Genomic DNA, 18,306 nt, shown 5'->3' with positions numbered 1-18,306 from the left:
TCGGAGAATGGGGTCCAGTGTGAAAGTTCTGGTTGCCGGCGCCACCGGCCTGATCGGTGCCTCGGTCGTCGCACGCCTTCTTTCCGAAGGGCATGAGGTGATCGGATTGGTACGCAGCCCAGGCGCAAACCGGGCCGGCAATTATCAGTTGCTGGTGCTGGACATGGCGGTGGCGCTGCAGCCCGAAGACTGGTTGCCGCATCTCACGGGCATCGACGCCGTCGTCAATTGTGCCGGCGTTCTGCAGGACAGCCCCCGTGAAAAGACGCGGGAAGTCCATCGCGATGCGGCGGCAGCACTCTTCCTCGCCTGTGCGCGGGCAGGGGTTGCCCGGGTGATCCACTTCTCGGCGATAGGCGTCGATCGGGCGCAGCCTTCGACGTTCTCGGCGACGAAACTGGCCGGCGATCAAGCGCTTATGGCGCTTGATCTGGACTGGTTGATCCTGCGCCCGTCCGTGGTGCTCGGGCGGCCGGTGTTTGGAGCCAGCGCATTGTTTCGGGGTCTCGCCTCGCTGCCGGTGCTGCCGTCCATGCCCGACACCGGCCGGCTCCAGGTGGTACAACTCGACGACGTGGTCTCAACCGTCGTCTTCCTTCTCGCTCCCGCCAGTCCGTCTCGCGTCGTGCTGGAACTTGTCGGTCCCGAACAGCTGAGCATGGACGAGGTCGTCGGCAGCTATCGCCGATGGCTCGGCTGGGCTCCGGCAGTTAGCTTTGTCTTGCCGGCGGCTGTTGCAAGGCTTCTCTACCGCCTCGGCGATCTTGCCGCGATGTTCGGCTGGCGCCCACCAATGCGTACCAACGCGGCCAGGGAGATCGCCCGAGGGGCGGTTGGAGATCCCTCCAACTGGACCGCCTTGACCGGCATACGGCCGCAAACCCTGGCGGGTTTCCTCGCGCTCAATCCGGCAACGGTGCAGGAAAAATGGTTTGCCCGGCTGTATTTCATCAAGCCTGCGATCTTCGTCGTCCTGCCGTTCTTCTGGATCGCGACGGGTATTCTGTCGCTGACCACCGGCTATAACGGCGGCATCGATCTGATGCAAAGCACAGTGGCTGGCATCTTGTCGGCGCCGATCGTGATCGCCGGCGCTCTTGCTGACATCGCCATCGGCGCGCTCATAGCTTGGCGGTCGACGACGCGAAAAGGCCTCTATGGCGGCATCGCGCTCTCGCTCCTCTATTTGGCCGTCGGAAGTTTCCTGCGCCCGGAGCTGTGGAACGAACCGCTTGGGCCGTTCCTCAAAGTGTTGCCGATCCTGGTGCTGCACTTTGTGGCGTTGGCAGTGCTGGAGGAGCGTTGATGCTCTATTTCCTGCTGAAATTTCTGCATGTCATCGGCGCAGCCGTGCTGCTTGGCACCGGCGCCGGCATCGCGTTCTTCATGCTGCTCGCCCACAGGACGGGCAATACGGCAACGGTTGCGGCGGTGGCGCGCATGGTCGTCGTAGCCGACTTTCTTTTCACAGCGACGGCCGTCGTCGCGCAGTCGCTGACGGGCGCCGCGCTCGCTTGGCAGGCAGGCTACTCGCTGTCGGAAGGTTGGATCGTGCTTTCGATCACGCTCTATATCTTCACCGGAATGTTCTGGCTCCCGGTCGTCTGGATGCAGATGGAGATGCGCAAGCTGGCCTCGCAAGCCGCCGCTGCAGGCGCGCCGTTGCCGCCACGCTATCATCGGCTCTTCTGGCTGTGGTTCGCCTTCGGCGTCCCCGCCTTCGCTGCCGTACTCGGAATTTTCTGGCTGATGATCGCGCGGCCAGCAATCGAGTGGTAGGTCGCAGGCAGGTCCCACTGCGATAATGCGCAGTCAAAGCACTGCGGAAAAATTCCGGCCCATGCAGCACGAATATCTGCCGGAAAGGAACTGCGCCTCGACCCGTAAGTCGCACCGGAGTCCGGTCCCGTATCATTCCCAACCGCGCGCTCACCGCCATCGGCACAGGACAAGATCCCGTCTTGAGGCGGGTTAGGCTTCGCTTACCAAAAAAGATGACGTCCGAGGGAACACGGGAAGCACAGGCAAGTTCGGTGCGCAGTGGAGGAGATTGCGCCATGAACAGTGTTATTTATCTCATCGGCCTCGTCGTCGTCGTGCTTGCGATCCTCTCCTTCCTCGGATTCCACTAGGAGACACCATGCAGGACCAGGACGATCAGGGCCGTCAGCCGGCCGATTTCGAGACAGCCAGAAGCGAGCTTTCGGAAAGACTCCAACGGGAAAAGCAGACCGCGACGGAAGCGCTCCACGATGCGCGTGACGAGATCACCAGGAAAGCCGGAGATTACGCATCGGAAGCAAAGCAAGCATTGTTCAACAAGGCGGAGGGAACGCAGCGCGACGTGAGCGCCAACCTCAAGGCCTTCAGCGGCGCATTGCGCGCGGCAAGCGAGCATCTTGCCAACAATGATCAACGGACCGCTTCGAAATTCGCCCTTGACGCCGCAGGCGGGCTCGAGCGGCTTTCCTCGTCCCTGAAGGATAAACCGTTCGACGAGGTGCTTGGCGAAATTCAGTCGTTCGGCCGCGAAAACTCGGGGGCGCTAATCGCCGGTTCGGTATTGGCAGGCCTGGCGTTGGGACGGTTCATCAAGAGCTCGCCACCCTCTGCCCAAACCGGAGCACCGGGCCAGTCGGAAACAGGCCGGGCGCCCGAGACGGGTCCTAGCTCGAATGAGTTCGGATGGCAATCGGCAGAGGCAGTTGAGCCGGCCCCGCTAGGATCCGATCAGTCCGGCGATGACTGGGCCAATGCAAGCCTGGAGCGAAACCCATGACTGACAATCAGGACACTCGCAGCCTGACAACCCTTGTCAGCGATCTGGCACAGCAGGTCACAACACTGCTTCAAACCGAAAGCAGGCTGTTGCGGGCTGAAATGTCGGAAAAGGTAAGCAAGGTCGGCGCCGGCGCCGTGGAGGTAATGGGAGGCGTCATTTGCCTGCTTGCCGCCCTGATGGTGCTTTTGCAGGCGCTGGTGATTGCCTTGGCGAGCGCCGGCCTGGGAGCCGGATGGTCCTCGCTGCTCGTCGGCGTCGTGGTGGCAGTACTGGGCGTCATACTCTTGCGCTCCGGCAAGGCAAGCATGGCTCCCTCCGAGTTGACCCCCGACCGGACACAAGACCAACTTAAACGCGACGCACGCGTGATCAAGGAACAGATAAGATGACCGAGAAATCCGCAGCCGAGTTGGAACGCGATGCTGATATTGCGCGCGCCAGAGTGGCAGATACCGCAGACTCGATCCGCAGCAAGATGACACCGGGCCAACTGATCGACGAATTCACCGGGATGTTCAGCGGCGAGGGATCCGCCATGCTCAGCAATCTCAAGACTCAGGTCAGGGACAATCCGTTGCCGCTTACGTTGGTCGGCGCGGGCCTGGCCTGGCTGATGCTTGGCAAGGGCACGTCGGTAGACAGTTCAGCACTTGGTGCCTATTCGACCGGCAGGGTGCCTGACGGCACCCGAAACTTCTCTGACCAGAGGGGCTTGGGCGGGGCCTGGCAGGACTCACGCGGTGATGAGTACGGTGCCGAGGGCGAAGGTTCCGCCGGCTCCATGCTCTCCGATGCCGCTCGTTCGGTTGCGTCCGTAGCAGGCGGTGCGACTGAGGCTGTGGCAGACGTTGCGAGCGGCGCCAAAGAAAGATTGAGAAGCACAGCCGGGCAGGTCGGCTCGGCCGCCACCGATATGACGGGGCGGGTGCGGCAATCGGCGCAGGACCTGTTCCAGCGCGAACCTCTGGCAATGGCCGCGGTGGGCCTTGCCGTGGGCACAGCCATCGGCGTGATGCTGCCTCACACCGCCGCGGAAGACGCGCAACTCGGCCCTTACCGCGACAAACTTCGTGACAGTGCCGAAGAAGTCTTTGAAGAAGGCGTGGAGCAAGCCAAGCAGGTCGCCGCCGAAGCATATGAGACTGTAAAGGAAGAGGCTGACCGACAGGGTTCCAGCGGCGACGCCGAGACGTTGGTCGACCGCGTCGAGAAAGTCGTGAAAAAGACGGCAAGCAAAACCGAGGAAGCCATTCGCGATCGTTTGCCGGAGACCGACGAGGCTCCCAAATCGAAGGAGTCTCCCGAAACGACGTGATAGCGCTACGGTCGTTCGTGGCGATTCCGACCACGGGTCGCCTCGCGGTTGGCACATCGAAGTCGGCTAGGAGTCCGCAAACTTCCGCTGACAAATGTGATCGCGGCGCTCAAGTCATTAGCGTCTTCGGACTCCATGAAGCGTGTCTGCCAACGGCATAGCGCGCAGTCCTCAGCAGCACAGTCCAATTCTGAAAAAACAACCACCCCGTCAATTCGACTGGGGTGGTTGCCAGCAATTCCTCTCGGCCAGCAGCGGGGCGGCCTAACTCTTGGCGGTCTCTCCCGCCTCACGCAGCCTGGCGTATTGCAAGGTGACGTCGCGCAGGTTCTGCTTCAACCAGTCGGCCATTTTCTCTTCTTCGCTGAGATTCTGCTGAAGAGAGTTGGTTGCCTGACTAAACCCTCCGGCCTCGGCGAGTACGAGCAATGAGTTGTAAGCGGCGATCTCATAGTTTTCGAATGCAAAGTTGGCGAAGCTGTTCTTGAGGATTTCGTCGCCGGCTACGGAATGTCCCATCGCCGCCATGCTGCCGACCATCGACAAGGCCGTATCCTTCAATGTGGAATGGTCCTCACCGAGGCCGTCCAGAATGGATTCCAGCCGGGCGATCTGCCTTTCGGTCTCCGTGATATGCTGCTGCAGGCGGTCGGCGACCTGCGGATAGTTCTCGATCCGCTTGATCTGAGGTTTCATGATCGAGAGTGCCTGGTTCTCCATGGCGTGGGCGTTGCGCAGCCCGACAATGAAGATCGAGCGGGTTTCGGAATTGACATCGGTTTCCATAGCATTTCCTCGCGGTTTGATCGGTAGAACCGAACCTCGGCTTTGCCGATTTGTTCCTGGCGAGATGTAGTGGGCTCGTACCTATTCCAGCTCTTTTAGCAGCGCTGCACAAACATCGCTCACGACTTGCGGCAGGACGTTGAACGCATAGCCGATATGCAGCCGCTCGAGCGGCGTATGGTAGTCTCGTCCCCACGGGCCGATATTGATGGTGGGAATGTTGGCCAGCCCACCTGACTTCGGCCAGCGAATGCCGTCCCGCCACATCGGCGTGTTGCGGATGACGACGTCGAGGCCGGACTCGTCAGTCTCGCCAAAGAAGCTCATATCCGAGATACTGGCGAAATAATCCGCACAGCCGATTGCCGAGCCATAGCCGGCGCTTGCGTTGGTCGCGATGTCGGAGGCAATCGCCCGCAGCCTCGCCGCCGCCGGCTGGCCTGAAAGGTTCGTCGGCAGATAAGGTATCGAGCCGAAGCCGGTGACCATTGCCGGTCCGGGCAAGTGGCTCAGTCGCAATGCCTCGTCGGTGATTAGTCGGCATTGCTCGGGCAATGGAAGATCGCCGGCTGCAAGAGACGCGCCGACGGCGGCAAGCCTTGATCTTGCCTCTGCGTCGAAACGGTCCAGCACTGCCTCGTAACGATGCAGGGCGATGGTTCGAGGAGATCGATCGCGGCGCAGCCGCATTGCAGGTGCCGCCGCTGCTTCAACTCCGTCAGGCAGCCGGAAGCGGCATCAGCGCAAAGCCGGTCGAACCGATCAAGCACCTCATCCGGCGTCCGGCGATAGCTCAGCACGTTGAAGGTGGCGAACGCCGTCGCCGGCGTTGTCACGTCATAGCCGGACTTGCCGTCGCGAATGCTGAGCAGACTCGGCGGTGTGCCCGGAAACGACTGGGTGTCGTCGATGAAGCCCCGATGCCCACTCCACCCGGCCTGCTATGGCCGCGGCAATTGTCGCCGCATTCAGGCCACTCAACGGGAAAACCGCTATGCGCGGGAACGCCGACGACGTGCGCCGTCGGAAGCAGCTTGCCGACCGTTCCGAGCGCGATGATGCGACCCTTGCTGCCGTCGCCGTCGTCGCAGATCGCATCGAGATTGATCGCCGCCAGAATATCGAGCCCGCGCTCGCCAGCAATCGCCGGCAGCGCCTGTGCCGCCTTGCGCGCGCCGGCAGAATTATTCTCTTCGTCGGGGACGGCGATGAACAGAAGGTTTCCCGCGGCGTTGGTGCTTTCGGCGAATGCAGCGCAGACCGCCAGCGCGGCGGCGACGCCGGCCTTCATATCCAGCAGGCCACGGCCGGCAAGAAACTCCCCCGAAGCGAAGTCGTCCCGCCCCCGCTTGGCGGCAGGTGCCTCGGCCATGGCCAAAGTTTTTCTTAGCGCCTGGGTGAGTTGTTGCGGCTGGGTGGCCAGATCCTCCAGATCGCGATAGTCGCGCGTCGTGACGGTGTCGTAGTGACCGGTCAGCACGACGGTGGCGCGGCCAGTGCCGCGGACCAGCATCGCCACGCAGTTGCGGCCATCTCCCGGCTCGACCTCTATGTCCAGGTTTCCGAGTGGCGAAACGCCGCCTCGCGGCGTAACTCGTCTGCCAGCCACGGGCCGAATGAGGCTTCGCCGTGAGTGCCGGTGACGCTTTTTCGATCGGTCAGCGCGAAGGCCCAGTATCTGGCTCGGCCGGCCAGGCTGCTCGTCGCTCCACTGTTCATCATTATCCCCGACGCAAGTGGAAGAGCCTGAGCTTAGTGCCGCCGGCAACCCTCTCAAGGGCATTTCCACGGCGCGCGCGATCTATCGCTCTGCAGGCGCCGCTGCGGGACCGCCACGATCTTGGAACCTTTTTACCGGTGAAGGATTAAGCCTTGTTCGCGACCATTCGGTGCGCCCGTGCAGCTTACCTGTCATATCCATGGAAAGATTGGCTGATGCGGGCTGATCACAGTTTCTCGCGCCGCACCGTGCTTGCCGGTCTGGGATTTTCATTGGTTCCTGTCATGGCAAGTCGGGCGGCGGATGAGTCGCCGCGAGTGCGGCTTGGCGTGCTTCGCTTCGGCACCGCTGCCTGGGAGCTTGGTGTGATCCAGCGGCATTCGCTGGACCGGAAGGGTGGCGTCGCGATCGAAGTACGCGAACTTGCCAGCGGGGAGGCGGGCAAGGTGGCGCTGCTGGCGGGTAGCGTCGACATGATCGTATCGGACTGGGTCTGGGTAATGCGCCAGCGCAGCGAGGGTGCTGGCCTTGTGTTCAGCCCGTATTCGCGCGCTGTCGGTGCTCTGGAACTGCCGGCCTCCTCGCCCATCCGGAAGCTGGAGGAGCTTGAGGGAAAGCGCCTGGGGGTCGCCGGCGGCCCGCTCGACAAGAGCTGGATATTGCTGCGGGCGCTGAGCCTTCGCGAGACCGAACGTGACCTCGCCAACATCGTGCAGCCGGTGTTCGGCGCGCCGCCGCTGCTCGAGCAGGAATTCCTGGCGGGGCGGCTGGACGGCGCGCTGACGTCCTGGAACTTTGCCGCGCGCCTCGAAGCAGCCGGTGCGCGGCCGCTGCTGACTGTCTCCGACATGCTGTCCCGGCTCGGCGTCTCGCGCGACATACCGATGCTCGGCTACGTCTTCCAGGAAAGCTGGGCGCGCGCCAATCCGGACGCGATTGCTCGCTTTATGGACGTGTCGAAGGCCGCTAAGACGATCTTGGCGACGTCGGACAGCGAATGGCAGGCTTTGGCGCCGCAGTTGGGGACGGACGACAAACCTCTCCAGATCGCCTTACGCAATGCCTACCGCGCCGGAATTCCGCGCTCTTTCGGAAACAGGGAGGTGGAGGACGGGGGCCGTCTTTTTTCGGTCCTTGCCAGGTTGGGGGGCGAGGCACTGGTCGGCCGGGCCGACACGTTAGACCCCAGCATTTTCTGGACCGTCCCTGATATAGGCGGAGGCCCCGGTACAGGCGCAGGCAATGGACAAGAGCTTGGCCGCCTCTAAGCAGTGCGTGCAGTGGCAGGGGCCGGCGTCGCTGGTCGGCCTGCTCGTCGTTTGGGAGGCCGCGGCATCCGTGCTTGCCAACCGGCTTTTCCCCGGGCCGTTCGGGGTCGCTACTGTCCTCGTCGAGGAGGTCTTACGTGGAGATCTTGCCTACCACCTCGGCGTATCGCTGGCGCGGGTCGCGGTAAGTCTCGCCCTTGCCGTCGCTGTCGGGTCAGTGCTGGGCTATCTCGCCGGTCGGTCGCGCAGCGCCGATGTCTGGCTGAAACCATGGATCGTTATTCTTCTCAACGTACCGGCGCTCGTCGTCGTAGTCTTGATCTATGTCTGGCTTGGCCTGGTGGAATCGGCGTTGGTCCTGGCGGTTGCACTGAACAAGCTACCCAATGTGGTGGTGACCATTCGTGAGGGGGCCAGCCGGCTCGACAAGGATTTGTCTGAAATGGCCGAGATCTACCGCTTCAGCAGGACGAGTTGGCTCAACCATGTCGTGCTTCCGCAGCTCGCGCCGTTTTTCTTGGCGACGCTGCGCAACGGTCTGTCACTGACCTGGAAGATCGTACTGCTCGCCGAACTGCTCGGCCGTTCCAACGGGATCGGCTTCCAGCTCCAGGTTTATTTCCAAAATTTCGATGTGTCCCGCATTCTGGCCTACACCATGTCCTTCGGCATGGTGATGCTGGCGATCGAATATGGGGTGTTTGCGCCGTTGGAACGCAGGCTCGCCCGTTGGCGGCGCTGATGCTGACCATCAGGATCGATGAGAAGAGCTTCCCGGCGATTGCAGGAGCGCAGGGCAGGGTGGTCTTTCAGGATTTCTTGCTCGAAGTGCCCGATGGTCAGATCTGTGTGCTTGGCGGCCCGTCCGGCGTTGGCAAATCGACGCTGCTGTCGATCGTGTCGGGCGTCGACCGCGATTTCCGCGGCACCGTGACCGGACGCGCCAGCCCTGTCGGCTTCATGTTTCAGACGCCGAGGCTGCTTCCCTGGCTGACCGCGCTGCGCAATGTGGAGTTGGCAATCGCGGGTCGTGAAGCGGATGCCGGGCATTGGCTTGCCGCGGTCGGGCTTGCCGGTCACGAGAATGAGTATCCGCAGCGCCTGTCTGGGGGCATGGTGCGCCGGGTTGCGCTCGCCCGCGCGATTGCCGTCGCCCCCGCGCTACTGCTTCTCGATGAGCCGTTCGCTTCGCTAGACAACGATACCGCGGCGGCCATGCGCCTGCTTCTGCGCGATCTTATTGCCAAGAGCGGTGTGACCGTATTGCTGGTCACCCATGATTTCACCCATGCGTCACCGCTTGCCGACCGGATCGTCGTCATGGAAGGCACGCCGGCGCGCATCGTCCGTGACGTGGCGATCACGCGCGGGATGGAGAGCGACGCGGCGGTGGCCTCACGATCCACTGGCATCGCCGGACGGGGAGCAGCGGAATGAGGCTGGCGCTTGCTGTCCTTGCCCTGTTGCTTTGCGCCGCCGCTCCCGGTTTTGCCGAGCCTCAGGCGGTGGTGATCGGCTATCTCGGCCAGTCGCGCAAGCCGCCGCTGCCGCTCGGTCCGCTGGACCTGTTCGCAACTGATGACGGGCTGCAAGGCGCACGTCTTGGCATTGCCGACGACAATACGACCGGGCGCTTCCTCGGTCAGCATTTCCGGCTGGTAGAGCGAGTGCTGAAGCCCACCGAGGCGCCGTTGGACGCGATAAGCCAGTTCGCCGGCGCCGGCATCACCTTTATCGTCGCTGATCTTGACGCCATCCCGCTCACACAGGCGCTTGCCGCGCATGGTGCCGAGAAGATGCTGCTGTTCAACAGCCGCGCCACCGACGATGCGCTGCGCCAGCAGGACTGCAGGAAGAACCTGCTACACACCATTCCAAGCCGCGCCATGCTCGCCGACGGCCTGGCGCAATACCTGGTGTGGAAGCGCTGGCAGCGTTGGTTCCTGCTTGTCGGCTCGCATCCTGCCGACCAGGCCATGGCCGCCGCTTTTCGCCGCGCGGCGCAGCGCTTCGGGGCCGAAATCGCCGTCGACCAGCCATGGACGTTCCGGCCGGCGAACGGACGTGCCGATACAGGCCATGTGACGCTGCAGTCGGAAATACCGGCCGCGACGCAGGTCGCCGACTACGATGTATTGGTCGTCGCCGACGAGGCAGACGAATTCGGCGCCTATCTTGAAGGCCGCACGGCACTGCCGCGACCGATCGCCGGGACGCAAGGGCTGGTCGCGACCGGCTGGAGCGCCGTCACCGAGGAATGGGGAGCGACGCAACTGCAGGACCGCTTCCAGAAGCAGGCGGGGCGATGGATGACGGCGAGCGACTACGCGGCCTGGCTCGCCGTGCGCAGCATCGGTGAGGCCGCGACGCGGAAGCGCAGCGTCGATCCTGCAGCTATTGCCGCCTACATGCGAGGCGGCGATTTCCTTCTCCCAGGATTCAAAGGCCAAGGGCTCAGTTTTCGTCCCTGGGACGGGCAGCTACGGCAGCCGATTCTGCTTGCCGGTCCGCGTCTGTTGGTCTCCGCATCGCCACAACCAGGCTTCCTGCATCAGCGGATCCCGCTTGACACGCTTGGCGTCGACCTCGAGGAGAGCGTATGCCGTTTTTGACCGTAATCCTCCTACTGACGGCGATGCTTGTCTCGACTCGACCTATTTCTGCCGAAACCGTCTATGTGTCGAACGAACAGGACAACACGGTCGCCGTTGTCGACGGAGCAAGCTTGAGCCTTTCGGCAACCATCGATGTCGGACGGCGGCCACGCGGACTGGCACTTTCTGTCGACAGGAAGACCCTCTTCGTCGCTGTCGGTGACAATAATCGCATCGACGTCGTCGACCTTGCACAGAGGCGGGTGGTCGGTCAGCTCCCTTCGGGACCCGATCCGGAATTCTTCGTCGTGCATCCCGACGGCAAGCGGCTGTTCATTGCCAATGAGAACGACAATCTGGTCTCGGTCGTCGACATAGGCTCGTCCAAGGTCATCGGCACCGTCGATGTCGGCGTCGAGCCCGAGGGAATGGCGGTCAGCGCCGACGGCCGGTACGTCGCCTGCACCTCGGAGACGACGAGCATGCTACATCTCATCGATGCGGGCACACTCGAACTGGTCGACAATTTGCTGGTCGATACGCGACCGCGCGCCGTGGCCTTCTCCCCGGACGCAAAGCGGCTCTGGGTCTCTTCCGAAATCCGAGGCACGGTGGCGGCATTCGAATCCGCGACAGGGGCCGAAACCGGCAAGATCCAGTTTGAAGTGCCGGGTATCCGCAGGGAGGGCGTCCAGGCAGTCGGCATCGAGATGTCGCGTGACGGCGCTACGGCCTATGTCGCGCTAGGCCCGGCAAACCGGATCGCCGAGATCGACACCGCCACGCTGACGGTGCGCCGCCTCTACCTTGTCGGCCAGCGGCCATGGCACGTTGCCCTGTCGGACGATCAGAAACGACTATTCAGTGCCAACGGCAACTCCGGCGATATCTCGGTTATCGATCTGGAAACTGAAGAAGCGGTCAAGTCGCTGCCGGTCGGGCGCGGTCCCTGGGGCGTTGTGGTCGGCCCATGAACGCGCTGTCGCTCGACAATCTGGGGCACAGTTTCAACAGCCGGCGGGTGCTCGACGCTGTGTCCTTCTCCGTCGAGCAGGGCAGGATGTGCATTCTGCTTGGCCGCAACGGCGCCGGCAAGACCACCTTGTTCTCGCTGATTACCGGTCTCTATCATGCCCGCTCCGGCTCGGTGCACGTGTTCGGGCATGCCATGCGCACCGATCCTGCAGCCGCGCTCGCCCAGATGGGCGTCGTCTTCCAGCAGCAGACGCTCGATCTGGATCTCACGGCCGGCGAGAACCTGCGCTATCACGCAGCCCTGCATGGTCTTGCCGCCGACGTCACCAAGGGCCGGACTCGCGAGGAACTCGGCCGGCTCGAAGTCCTCGACAGGGTTGATGACCCCGTCCGCTCGTTATCAGGCGGGCAGCGGCGGCGCGTCGAGATCGCCCGCGCGCTGATGCACAGGCCGTCCATTCTCTTGCTCGACGAGCCGACAACCGGACTGGACCTGCCAGGCCGCCGGGCACTCGCGCACCATGTGCGCGGCCTGTGCCGCGAGCGCGGCATTGCGGTGCTGTGGGCGACGCATTTTCTCGAGGAGGTGACAGCCGAGGATGATGTCGTCGTGCTTCAGGGCGGCCGGGTGCGATGGGCAGGCCGCGCCGAGCGGATCGCCGAACTTGGCGTCGGCAGCATGGCAGACGCTTTTGCTCGCTTGACGGAGTCGGCATGAAAACTCGTCATGCGCTGCGTGCGCTCATCGGCATCTTGCAGAGAGAGCTACTGCGCACGCTGCGGCAGCGCGGCCGCCTGGTCTCCGCGATTGTCCGGCCGCTGGTTTGGCTGGCCATCTTCGCCGCCGGCTTCCGTTCCGTGCTCGGTCTGTCGATGACGCCGCCCTATCAGACCTATGTGTTGTACGAAGTGTATGTGGTGCCCGGGCTGGTGGCGATGATGCTGCTGTTCCACGCTATGGCGAGTTCGCTGGCAATGGTCTACGACCGCGAAATGGGCAGCATGCGTCTGTTGCTCACGGCGCCGCTGCCGCGCTGGTATCTGCTCGGCGCCCGCCTACTTGCCAGTGTCGTGGTCGGTCTGCCGCTTGTGTACCTGTTCCTGCTGATCGCGCGCTACTGGGACGTACGGCCGCCTATGCTCGGCTATCTCACCGTCTTGCCGGCGCTGATCCTATCGGGGCTGATGCTGGGCGCCTTCGGCCTGCTCGTCTCGTCGGTGTCGACGCAAATGGAGAATTTCGCCGGGGTGATGAATTTCGTCATCTTTCCGATGTTCTTCGCTTCGACCGCGCTTTATCCGCTGTGGCGACTTGCCGAGGCCGGTCCCGTGCTCGCGACAGTCGCAGCGTTGAACCCGTTCAGCTATGCGGTCGAGTTGATCCGCTTCGCGCTCTATCTGCGCTTCGAGCCGGTCTCTTGCCTGGTGGTCCTGGCCTGCCTCTTCGTGTTCTTCCTGGCTGCGGCGATCGGGTATGATCCCGGGCGCGGCCTCTGGTCCCGACGCGGCGAGCAATGACTTTCATTTCAGCGAATAGAGATAGGCCGCGATGTCCCGCGCCTCCTGCTCGGAAATTCTGGTGGAAGGCATCGCCGTATGCGGATTGATCTCCCTTGCCGCACGGATCCACCGGGTCAGGTTCTCCGGCTTATTGCGCAAGACGCCGCCGACATAGACCCGGGTGGCCAGGCTGGCGTCGAGGCGCGGCCCGACCAGTCCTTGCGCGCCGGGAACGCCGGTGATCGTGTGGCATCCAGCACAGCCATTGGCCATCATGATCGGTATGGCGCTGGCGCCGATGCCGCCGGTCGCATTGTCCGCCTCGCGCTCGACCCGACGGCTTTGTTCCGACCACAACGTCACCCCAGCCAAAGCTGCAACGAGGACGACGATTGCCGCTGCACCGAGGATGGGTCCGGACGGAATGAAGCGGGGTTTGGCGCGCAGGCCGATGCTGCTGGTGGCATTGTCAGTCTCATGCGCGATCCGGATGGGACGCTCCGGCCACAATGTCAGCGCCGCCCAAGCCGCGGCCAGCACGGCAATTGCCGTCCCGGCACTGATGACCAGCTTAGACAGCGTGGAGCGCATGCGACGCCTCCCGACTTCTCTGTCCGCTTGAGCGAATCCACAGACCGGCCAGCAGCAACGCGGCTCCGCCATAAATCAGGCCGGCCGGAACCCACATCACTAGGCCGGCGAGCTGCTGGTCCTCGAGCGGGCTAAGGTTCCACAACTCTGCGCTGGCTGCGTTTAGCGGGTACCACAGCCTTGGCGAAACCAGCAGCAGGACTCCCAGAAGGCCGGTGTGCAGCGAGGTGAAGAAGAGGTGCATGACCGCGCTGCCATGGGCTTGTTCGCGGCCGGGACGCGGCAGCAGCACCCACCAGAATAGCAGGCCCGTGCCGAAGAAGCTGGCATGTTGCGCATAGTGCAGGACACCTTGTGCCAGCGCCGCCTCGAACAGGGCGGGAACGTGCCACGCCCATATCGCGACGCCGTGCAGGAAGGTCGCGGCAACAGGGCGGCTGATGGCGGCCCAGGCGGCCCGCAGCATTTTCGCGTGCCCGGCTGCGCTAAGTGCCCGCCGGACGCGGGCTGGCAATGCCCACATCATCGCCGCGGCCGGAGAGGAGGCGACCAGCAGGGGCGCCGCCACTGCCATCAACAGTTCATGCTCGATCATGTGGGCGGTGAAGACGCGCTCGCCCAATGCATGGAGCGGGCTGACCAGCGCTGCTGCCAAGATGGTCCAACCGGCCCCGAACAACAGGGCTTGCCGCATCCGCAACGGGCGGCTGCGGGCGCTCCGCCGCCACAGCCGAACGGCGCCCGCCGCATAAAGCAGTGCAATCGCGGTCAGCGGCAGCGTGATCGGCAGAGCCAGCGTCCAACCGGCCTGCGGGGCGCCGGCACCGTAGCAGATCGAGGTCGAAAAGAGCGCTTCGAGCCTCATCGCAGGCAGCCGTCGAGAATGAGCGAGGCGGCGCCTTGCATGACGATCACCAGCGCGAACAGCACCGCGCTGAGGATGCTGACACTGGCGACAAAATCTTCGCTGCCGCGCGTACGATTCGGTTTAAAGGCGGCACCACCTTGTTGTTGCGCCCGCCACGAGAGCACGCCGCCGAGCAAGGCCAGCACCGCCAATACCAACGCAATGAAGGGGATGATCGCAATCCTGTGAGCGCACTGCCACTCGACAACCGCGTAGTTCAGTTGCGTCGACACCGCCCAGGCCAATGGCCCCGACAACAACCCACCCCAGGACGTTCCATACCGAACCGCGCGCATCTCAGCCAAGCCTCGGTGTCCAGTAAATCAACAAATAGATCGGGATCCAGGTCGCGACCACGAAATCCCAGTAGAAGACGTTGTCGCCCACATCCCCGAAACGCCGGCCGCTATAGCCATGGCGCGTGAACATCAAAACCATCAGCACCAGCGTGTCGCCGACGTCGGTGATCAGGTGTGTGGTGTGGAGGCCGAGCAGTACCCACAGCATCGAGCCGTAAGCGTTGGCATCCCAATAGATGTTGAGGGCCGGAAACTCGAACCAGCGCACCACAAGCGGTGCGAGACCGAGCAGCGACATGACGATCAGGCCGATGCGCACCGGCACCATGGCACAGGCTTCGGCGTAGCGGTTCAGGATGTGATTAGGCACTACGCTGGCAAGCAGCAATAGTGTGACGATGGTGCCTGGCCAATGGTTGGGCGGTGGTGCGCTTAGCGGCCATTCGGGCGACAGATAGGCCAGATAAAGATAGGCGCCGGCTGCGAGCGCGAACCCGGTGCCCTCCAGCGCCATGAAGGCGAGAGTGCCCCACCAGGTCGGGCTGCGCGGTCCAAGCCCGAAGGTCGGGAGTTGGGAAAGATCTGCGGCAGGACGCTGTTTCATTCCTCGTCCTCCGGATCGCCTTTCGGCCAGAACCAGCCGATCAAGGTGATGGCGATCGGTCCGGCCCCCCAGACCACCGCCCATGGGTTGAAGATCGAATAGAGAAAGGTGGCGCCGACGGCGAGCGCGGCGAACAATGGCCAGATCGACGGCGTCGCCGACTTCTCGCGCACATCGGGGTGGGCTTCGGCCACCGTCGAGATAATGAGCTCGCGGGCATCGACACGAAGCCCAGTCGCCACCGGCAGCGCGTCCCGTTCGGCCCACAACAGCTCCGCGTGTGTCACCATCGGAATCCGCGCGAAATTGTAGTTCGGCGGCGGAGACGTCGTCGCCCATTCCAGCGTGCCCGCATTCCAGGGATTGTCCCCAGCCGGGGCGCCTCTCAAGGCGCTGTGCACCAGATTTACCGTGAACAGCACGAAGCTCAGGAACAGCACGGCCGCGCCGGCTGTGATGAACAGGTTGATGTTGCCCCAGCCGAGCTCCACCGGGTAGGTGTAGACCCGGCGCGGCATGCCCCACAGGCCGACAATGTGCATTGGAAAGAACGCCGCATTGAAGCCTATGAAGGCAAGCCAGAAGTGCCAGCGTCCGAGACGCTCGCCCATCATCCGGCCGGTGATCTTGGGGAACCAGAAATAGGTCGCGCCGAGCAGCGGGAACACCGACCCGCCGATCAGCACGTAATGGAAATGCGCGACCACGAAATAGGTGTCGTGCACTTGAAGGTCCAATGGCACCGACGCCAGCATAACACCGGTCAGCCCGCCGGCGACGAACGTGAAGAAGAAGCCGAACACGAACAGCAGCGGCGTCCTGACTATCGGCTTTCCGTCCCACAATGTCGCCAGCCAGCAGAAGATCTGCAGCCCGTTCGGGATGGCGATCAGCATGCTCGAAGCGGTGAAGAAGCTCGCGCCGAGCTTGGGCAGGCCGGTTGCGAACATGTGGTGGACCCACAGGCCGAACGACAGGAAGCCGACCGAAATCAGCGACAGAACCATGCCCAGATAGCCGAATACCGGACGCCGGGCGAAAGCGGCGATGATCGAGGACACCATGCCGGTGGCCGGCAGGAAAATGATGTAGACTTCGGGGTGGCCGAAGAACCAGAACAGGTGCTGAAAGAGCAGTACATCGCCACCCTCGGCGGGATTGAAGATATGAGTGCCGACCAGCCGGTCGAGGATCAGGAACGTCGACGTGATCATGACCGCCGGCATGGCGAACACGATCACGAAGGAGGTGACCAGCATCGCCCAGACGTAGAGCGGAATCTTGTCCAGCGACATGCCCGGCGCGCGTTGCTTCAGCACGGTGACGATGGTGGCAACCGCGACCGCCAACGACGACACTTCGGTATAGGTGATCATCTGCGCCCACACGTCGGAACGCTTGCCTGGCCCGAATTCAGGGCCGGACAAAGGCACATAGGAGAACCAGCCGACGTCGGGCGCCATGTCGAGTGCAAACGACACCCAGGCGAAGAGGCCACCGGAGAGATAAATCCAGAAGCTGAATGCATTGAGGCGCGGAAAGGCGATGTTGCGGGTGCCGACCATCAGCGGCACGAGATAGATGCCGGTCGCCTGAACGATCGGCACTGCAAACAGGAACATCATGGTCACGCCATGCATGGTGAACAGCTGGTTGTAGCGGTCGGGCCCGATCAGCCCGCGCTCCGGCCCCGACAGTTGGATGCGCATGGCAACGGCGCTGAGGCCACCGAGGCACAGGAAGACGAAAGCGGTGATCAGGTAGCGCCGCGCGACGATTTTGTGGTCGACGCTCGAGAGCGCACCGATGATGCCCGGCGCCGTCTGCCATGTCCGGGTCAGCCAGCGGTCAAGGCTGGCGTCGTCGAGGCCGGTATCGCGAGGACCGTCGCGCTCGGGAGCTATGTCACCCTTTTCTACTGCGGCGCGTTGCTGGGCGAGCTCACGCTCATGGGCCAGGTCGGCGCTGCTCATTTCAGGCCCTCGAGATAGGCCACGATCGCATTCAGCTCGTCCCCGTTCAGTCCGACCACGGGCATGTGGGCGCCTGGCTTGATCCCTTGCGGATCGGCTATCCAGGCTGCGAGATTGCCGCGGCTCATCGCCAGCGTTCCGGCAGCGAGCGTCCGCCGGCTTGCGATATGTGTAAGGTCGGGAGCGACCGTGCCGCCGGCGATGGTGCCGCCGATCTTGTGGCACATCACGCAAGGCCGTTTGAGGAATAGGTCATGGCCGGCTTTTGCCTCGCCAGAGGCAGGGGTGACGGCCGGCCGCAGCTGATCGTTCAGCCACGCGTCGAAGACGGGCCGGGGTTCGGCGACGATGAAGGTGCTCATATTGGCATGCTGCGCGCCACAGAACTCGGCGCACTGGCCGCGATAGACGCCGGGCCTGTCAGCCTTCAGTTCGAGAACGTTCTCGTGACCTGGAATGAGGTCCAGCTTGCCCGAGAGGTTCGGCACCCAGAATGAATGGATGACGTCGGTCGAGGTCATGACAAGCCGCACCGGCTCGCCCGCCGGGATGTGGATTTCATTGGCGGTCGTCAGGATGCGGTTCGGCTGGTCGTTGTCGTAGCGCACCTCCCACCACCATTGATGCCCGGTCACCCGGATCGTCAGCGCCGCATCCGAGCCGATGGCGGCGAGCGTCCGGTTAGCGAAGTAGCTCAGCAGCGTCAGGCCGATCAGGATCAGGGCGGTAGCGGCGAGAGCGGCGACGACAATTCGCATCTTGCTACGCTCGGCGGCAGCGTCGAGGACAAGCGGATCGCCGAGCCGGGCCGGGCGCCGGGCCAGTGGCGTAATTAGCACGGCCATCACCAGAAGCCAGACCGCCGTGCACAGCGCGGTGAAGAACCAGATCAGCCATGCAAGCTCGCCCGCGGCCGGGCCTTTCGGGTCGAGCGCCGATTGCCAGCCGCTGCATCCTGCAAGGAGCAGCATGCAGGCTGTGCTGCAGCACAC

21 protein-coding genes are annotated in these 18,306 nt (G+C 63.4%); 12 read left to right on the top strand and 9 right to left on the bottom strand.

Annotated features, from left to right (window positions below; translation table 11 throughout):
• The first annotated feature begins 19 nt into the window (after window positions 1–19).
• The 5 genes from NKG95_RS08990 (at window position 20) to NKG95_RS08970 (ending at window position 4,097) form a co-directional block, all read left to right on the top strand.
• Window positions 20–1,306, top strand: coding sequence for an SDR family oxidoreductase (locus NKG95_RS08990; RefSeq protein ID WP_353040492.1), 1,287 nt, complete (start codon window positions 20–22; stop codon window positions 1,304–1,306).
• Complete coding sequence (locus NKG95_RS08985) at window positions 1,306–1,779, top strand: DUF2269 family protein (RefSeq protein WP_353040491.1); 474 nt, start codon at window positions 1,306–1,308, stop codon at window positions 1,777–1,779. Before NKG95_RS08990 ends, NKG95_RS08985 begins: the two co-directional genes overlap by 1 nt.
• Before the next feature lie 271 nt (window positions 1,780–2,050).
• Window positions 2,051–2,779 carry a hypothetical protein gene (locus NKG95_RS08980; protein WP_353040490.1) on the top strand — a complete coding sequence of 243 codons (729 nt, stop codon included), beginning with the start codon at window positions 2,051–2,053 and terminating at the stop codon, window positions 2,777–2,779.
• The gene (locus NKG95_RS08975) at window positions 2,776–3,171 is read left to right on the top strand and encodes a phage holin family protein (RefSeq protein WP_352590405.1); all 396 of its coding nucleotides are present in this window, start codon (window positions 2,776–2,778) and stop codon (window positions 3,169–3,171) included. Before NKG95_RS08980 ends, NKG95_RS08975 begins: the two co-directional genes overlap by 4 nt.
• A complete protein-coding gene (locus tag NKG95_RS08970) occupies window positions 3,168–4,097 on the top strand; it encodes a hypothetical protein (protein ID WP_353040489.1) in 930 nt (309 codons plus the stop codon). Before NKG95_RS08975 ends, NKG95_RS08970 begins: the two co-directional genes overlap by 4 nt.
• A gap of 264 nt (window positions 4,098–4,361) precedes the next feature.
• Here NKG95_RS08970 and NKG95_RS08965 read toward each other — a convergent pair whose 3' ends face one another.
• The 3 genes from NKG95_RS08965 to NKG95_RS08955 form a co-directional block, all read right to left on the bottom strand.
• The gene (locus NKG95_RS08965; RefSeq protein ID WP_353040488.1) at window positions 4,362–4,883 is read right to left on the bottom strand and encodes a ferritin-like domain-containing protein; all 522 of its coding nucleotides are present in this window, start codon (window positions 4,881–4,883) and stop codon (window positions 4,362–4,364) included.
• Window positions 4,884–4,964: 81 nt separating this feature from the next.
• Window positions 4,965–5,573 (bottom strand): hypothetical protein, encoded by a 609-nt coding sequence (locus NKG95_RS08960; protein ID WP_353040487.1) that lies wholly within the window; start codon window positions 5,571–5,573, stop codon window positions 4,965–4,967.
• Between the two features lie 142 nt (window positions 5,574–5,715).
• The gene (locus NKG95_RS08955; protein ID WP_353040536.1) at window positions 5,716–6,396 is read right to left on the bottom strand and encodes a M20/M25/M40 family metallo-hydrolase; all 681 of its coding nucleotides are present in this window, start codon (window positions 6,394–6,396) and stop codon (window positions 5,716–5,718) included.
• A 422-nt stretch (window positions 6,397–6,818) separates the two neighbouring features.
• On the opposite strand from NKG95_RS08955, the gene NKG95_RS08950 reads away from it, so the two are divergent.
• From NKG95_RS08950 to NKG95_RS08920, 7 genes are read left to right on the top strand one after another with little or no spacing between them, the layout of a single operon-like run.
• The gene (locus tag NKG95_RS08950; protein WP_353040486.1) at window positions 6,819–7,871 is read left to right on the top strand and encodes an ABC transporter substrate-binding protein; all 1,053 of its coding nucleotides are present in this window, start codon (window positions 6,819–6,821) and stop codon (window positions 7,869–7,871) included.
• Complete coding sequence (locus tag NKG95_RS08945) at window positions 7,846–8,613, top strand: ABC transporter permease (RefSeq protein WP_353040485.1); 768 nt, start codon at window positions 7,846–7,848, stop codon at window positions 8,611–8,613. Before NKG95_RS08950 ends, NKG95_RS08945 begins: the two co-directional genes overlap by 26 nt.
• Window positions 8,613–9,308, top strand: coding sequence for an ABC transporter ATP-binding protein (locus NKG95_RS08940; protein ID WP_353040484.1), 696 nt, complete (start codon window positions 8,613–8,615; stop codon window positions 9,306–9,308). The genes NKG95_RS08945 and NKG95_RS08940 overlap by 1 nt, the downstream gene beginning before the upstream one ends.
• Window positions 9,305–10,483, top strand: coding sequence for a lanthanide ABC transporter ABC transporter substrate-binding protein PedA1 (locus NKG95_RS08935; RefSeq protein ID WP_353040483.1), 1,179 nt, complete (start codon window positions 9,305–9,307; stop codon window positions 10,481–10,483). The genes NKG95_RS08940 and NKG95_RS08935 overlap by 4 nt, the downstream gene beginning before the upstream one ends.
• Entirely contained in the window at window positions 10,471–11,439 is a 969-nt protein-coding gene (locus NKG95_RS08930; protein ID WP_353040482.1) for a PQQ-dependent catabolism-associated beta-propeller protein, read from the top strand. The genes NKG95_RS08935 and NKG95_RS08930 overlap by 13 nt, the downstream gene beginning before the upstream one ends.
• Window positions 11,436–12,158 carry a lanthanide ABC transporter ATP-binding protein PedB/LutE gene (locus NKG95_RS08925; RefSeq protein WP_353040481.1) on the top strand — a complete coding sequence of 241 codons (723 nt, stop codon included), beginning with the start codon at window positions 11,436–11,438 and terminating at the stop codon, window positions 12,156–12,158. The genes NKG95_RS08930 and NKG95_RS08925 overlap by 4 nt, the downstream gene beginning before the upstream one ends.
• Entirely contained in the window at window positions 12,155–12,958 is an 804-nt protein-coding gene (locus NKG95_RS08920; protein ID WP_353040480.1) for a lanthanide ABC transporter permease protein PedC, read from the top strand. Before NKG95_RS08925 ends, NKG95_RS08920 begins: the two co-directional genes overlap by 4 nt.
• Window positions 12,959–12,961: 3 nt before the next feature.
• Here the strand turns inward: NKG95_RS08920 and NKG95_RS08915 are convergent, their stop codons facing one another.
• The 6 genes from NKG95_RS08915 to coxB are packed head-to-tail and all read right to left on the bottom strand — an operon-like array spanning window position 12,962 to window position 18,285.
• Window positions 12,962–13,531 (bottom strand): c-type cytochrome, encoded by a 570-nt coding sequence (locus NKG95_RS08915; protein ID WP_353040479.1) that lies wholly within the window; start codon window positions 13,529–13,531, stop codon window positions 12,962–12,964.
• Window positions 13,512–14,396, bottom strand: a complete 885-nt coding sequence (locus tag NKG95_RS08910; RefSeq protein ID WP_353040478.1) for a cytochrome c oxidase assembly protein — start codon at window positions 14,394–14,396, stop codon at window positions 13,512–13,514. The genes NKG95_RS08915 and NKG95_RS08910 overlap by 20 nt, the downstream gene beginning before the upstream one ends.
• Entirely contained in the window at window positions 14,393–14,734 is a 342-nt protein-coding gene (locus NKG95_RS08905; protein WP_353040535.1) for a hypothetical protein, read from the bottom strand. Before NKG95_RS08905 ends, NKG95_RS08910 begins: the two co-directional genes overlap by 4 nt.
• Window position 14,735: 1 nt before the next feature.
• Complete coding sequence (locus tag NKG95_RS08900) at window positions 14,736–15,341, bottom strand: cytochrome c oxidase subunit 3 (protein WP_353040477.1); 606 nt, start codon at window positions 15,339–15,341, stop codon at window positions 14,736–14,738.
• Complete coding sequence (gene ctaD, locus NKG95_RS08895) at window positions 15,338–17,314, bottom strand: cytochrome c oxidase subunit I (protein WP_353040476.1); 1,977 nt, start codon at window positions 17,312–17,314, stop codon at window positions 15,338–15,340. The genes NKG95_RS08900 and ctaD overlap by 4 nt, the downstream gene beginning before the upstream one ends.
• Window positions 17,311–18,285 carry a cytochrome c oxidase subunit II gene (coxB, locus tag NKG95_RS08890; protein ID WP_353040475.1) on the bottom strand — a complete coding sequence of 325 codons (975 nt, stop codon included), beginning with the start codon at window positions 18,283–18,285 and terminating at the stop codon, window positions 17,311–17,313. The genes ctaD and coxB overlap by 4 nt, the downstream gene beginning before the upstream one ends.
• Window positions 18,286–18,306 lie beyond the last annotated feature (21 nt).

It is taken from the genome of Mesorhizobium sp. M1423 (assembly GCF_040317575.1).
GTDB lineage: Bacteria > Pseudomonadota > Alphaproteobacteria > Rhizobiales > Rhizobiaceae > Mesorhizobium.
The sequence above is the reverse complement of the archived record's forward strand: the minus strand, read 5'-3'. Positions and strand labels throughout refer to the sequence as shown.

What these genes read in the sequence shown, in the direction of transcription:
- NKG95_RS08920 (WP_353040480.1), top strand. Translation starts at nt 12,155, where the DNA reads ATGAAAACTCGTCATGCGCTGCGTGCGCTCATCGGCATCTTGCAGAGA.
- NKG95_RS08960 (WP_353040487.1), bottom strand. Translation starts at nt 5,573, where the DNA reads ATGCGGCTGCGCCGCGATCGATCTCCTCGAACCATCGCCCTGCATCGT.
- NKG95_RS08950 (WP_353040486.1), top strand. Translation starts at nt 6,819, where the DNA reads ATGCGGGCTGATCACAGTTTCTCGCGCCGCACCGTGCTTGCCGGTCTG.
- NKG95_RS08945 (WP_353040485.1), top strand. Translation starts at nt 7,846, where the DNA reads ATGGACAAGAGCTTGGCCGCCTCTAAGCAGTGCGTGCAGTGGCAGGGG.
- NKG95_RS08985 (WP_353040491.1), top strand. Translation starts at nt 1,306, where the DNA reads ATGCTCTATTTCCTGCTGAAATTTCTGCATGTCATCGGCGCAGCCGTG.
- NKG95_RS08970 (WP_353040489.1), top strand. Translation starts at nt 3,168, where the DNA reads ATGACCGAGAAATCCGCAGCCGAGTTGGAACGCGATGCTGATATTGCG.
- coxB (WP_353040475.1), bottom strand. Translation starts at nt 18,285, where the DNA reads ATGCTGCTCCTTGCAGGATGCAGCGGCTGGCAATCGGCGCTCGACCCG.
- NKG95_RS08910 (WP_353040478.1), bottom strand. Translation starts at nt 14,396, where the DNA reads ATGAGGCTCGAAGCGCTCTTTTCGACCTCGATCTGCTACGGTGCCGGC.
- NKG95_RS08955 (WP_353040536.1), bottom strand. Translation starts at nt 6,396, where the DNA reads ATGCTGGTCCGCGGCACTGGCCGCGCCACCGTCGTGCTGACCGGTCAC.
- NKG95_RS08940 (WP_353040484.1), top strand. Translation starts at nt 8,613, where the DNA reads ATGCTGACCATCAGGATCGATGAGAAGAGCTTCCCGGCGATTGCAGGA.
- ctaD (WP_353040476.1), bottom strand. Translation starts at nt 17,314, where the DNA reads ATGAGCAGCGCCGACCTGGCCCATGAGCGTGAGCTCGCCCAGCAACGC.
- NKG95_RS08900 (WP_353040477.1), bottom strand. Translation starts at nt 15,341, where the DNA reads ATGAAACAGCGTCCTGCCGCAGATCTTTCCCAACTCCCGACCTTCGGG.
- NKG95_RS08925 (WP_353040481.1), top strand. Translation starts at nt 11,436, where the DNA reads ATGAACGCGCTGTCGCTCGACAATCTGGGGCACAGTTTCAACAGCCGG.
- NKG95_RS08930 (WP_353040482.1), top strand. Translation starts at nt 10,471, where the DNA reads ATGCCGTTTTTGACCGTAATCCTCCTACTGACGGCGATGCTTGTCTCG.
- NKG95_RS08915 (WP_353040479.1), bottom strand. Translation starts at nt 13,531, where the DNA reads ATGCGCTCCACGCTGTCTAAGCTGGTCATCAGTGCCGGGACGGCAATT.
- NKG95_RS08935 (WP_353040483.1), top strand. Translation starts at nt 9,305, where the DNA reads ATGAGGCTGGCGCTTGCTGTCCTTGCCCTGTTGCTTTGCGCCGCCGCT.
- NKG95_RS08905 (WP_353040535.1), bottom strand. Translation starts at nt 14,734, where the DNA reads ATGCGCGCGGTTCGGTATGGAACGTCCTGGGGTGGGTTGTTGTCGGGG.
- NKG95_RS08965 (WP_353040488.1), bottom strand. Translation starts at nt 4,883, where the DNA reads ATGGAAACCGATGTCAATTCCGAAACCCGCTCGATCTTCATTGTCGGG.
- NKG95_RS08975 (WP_352590405.1), top strand. Translation starts at nt 2,776, where the DNA reads ATGACTGACAATCAGGACACTCGCAGCCTGACAACCCTTGTCAGCGAT.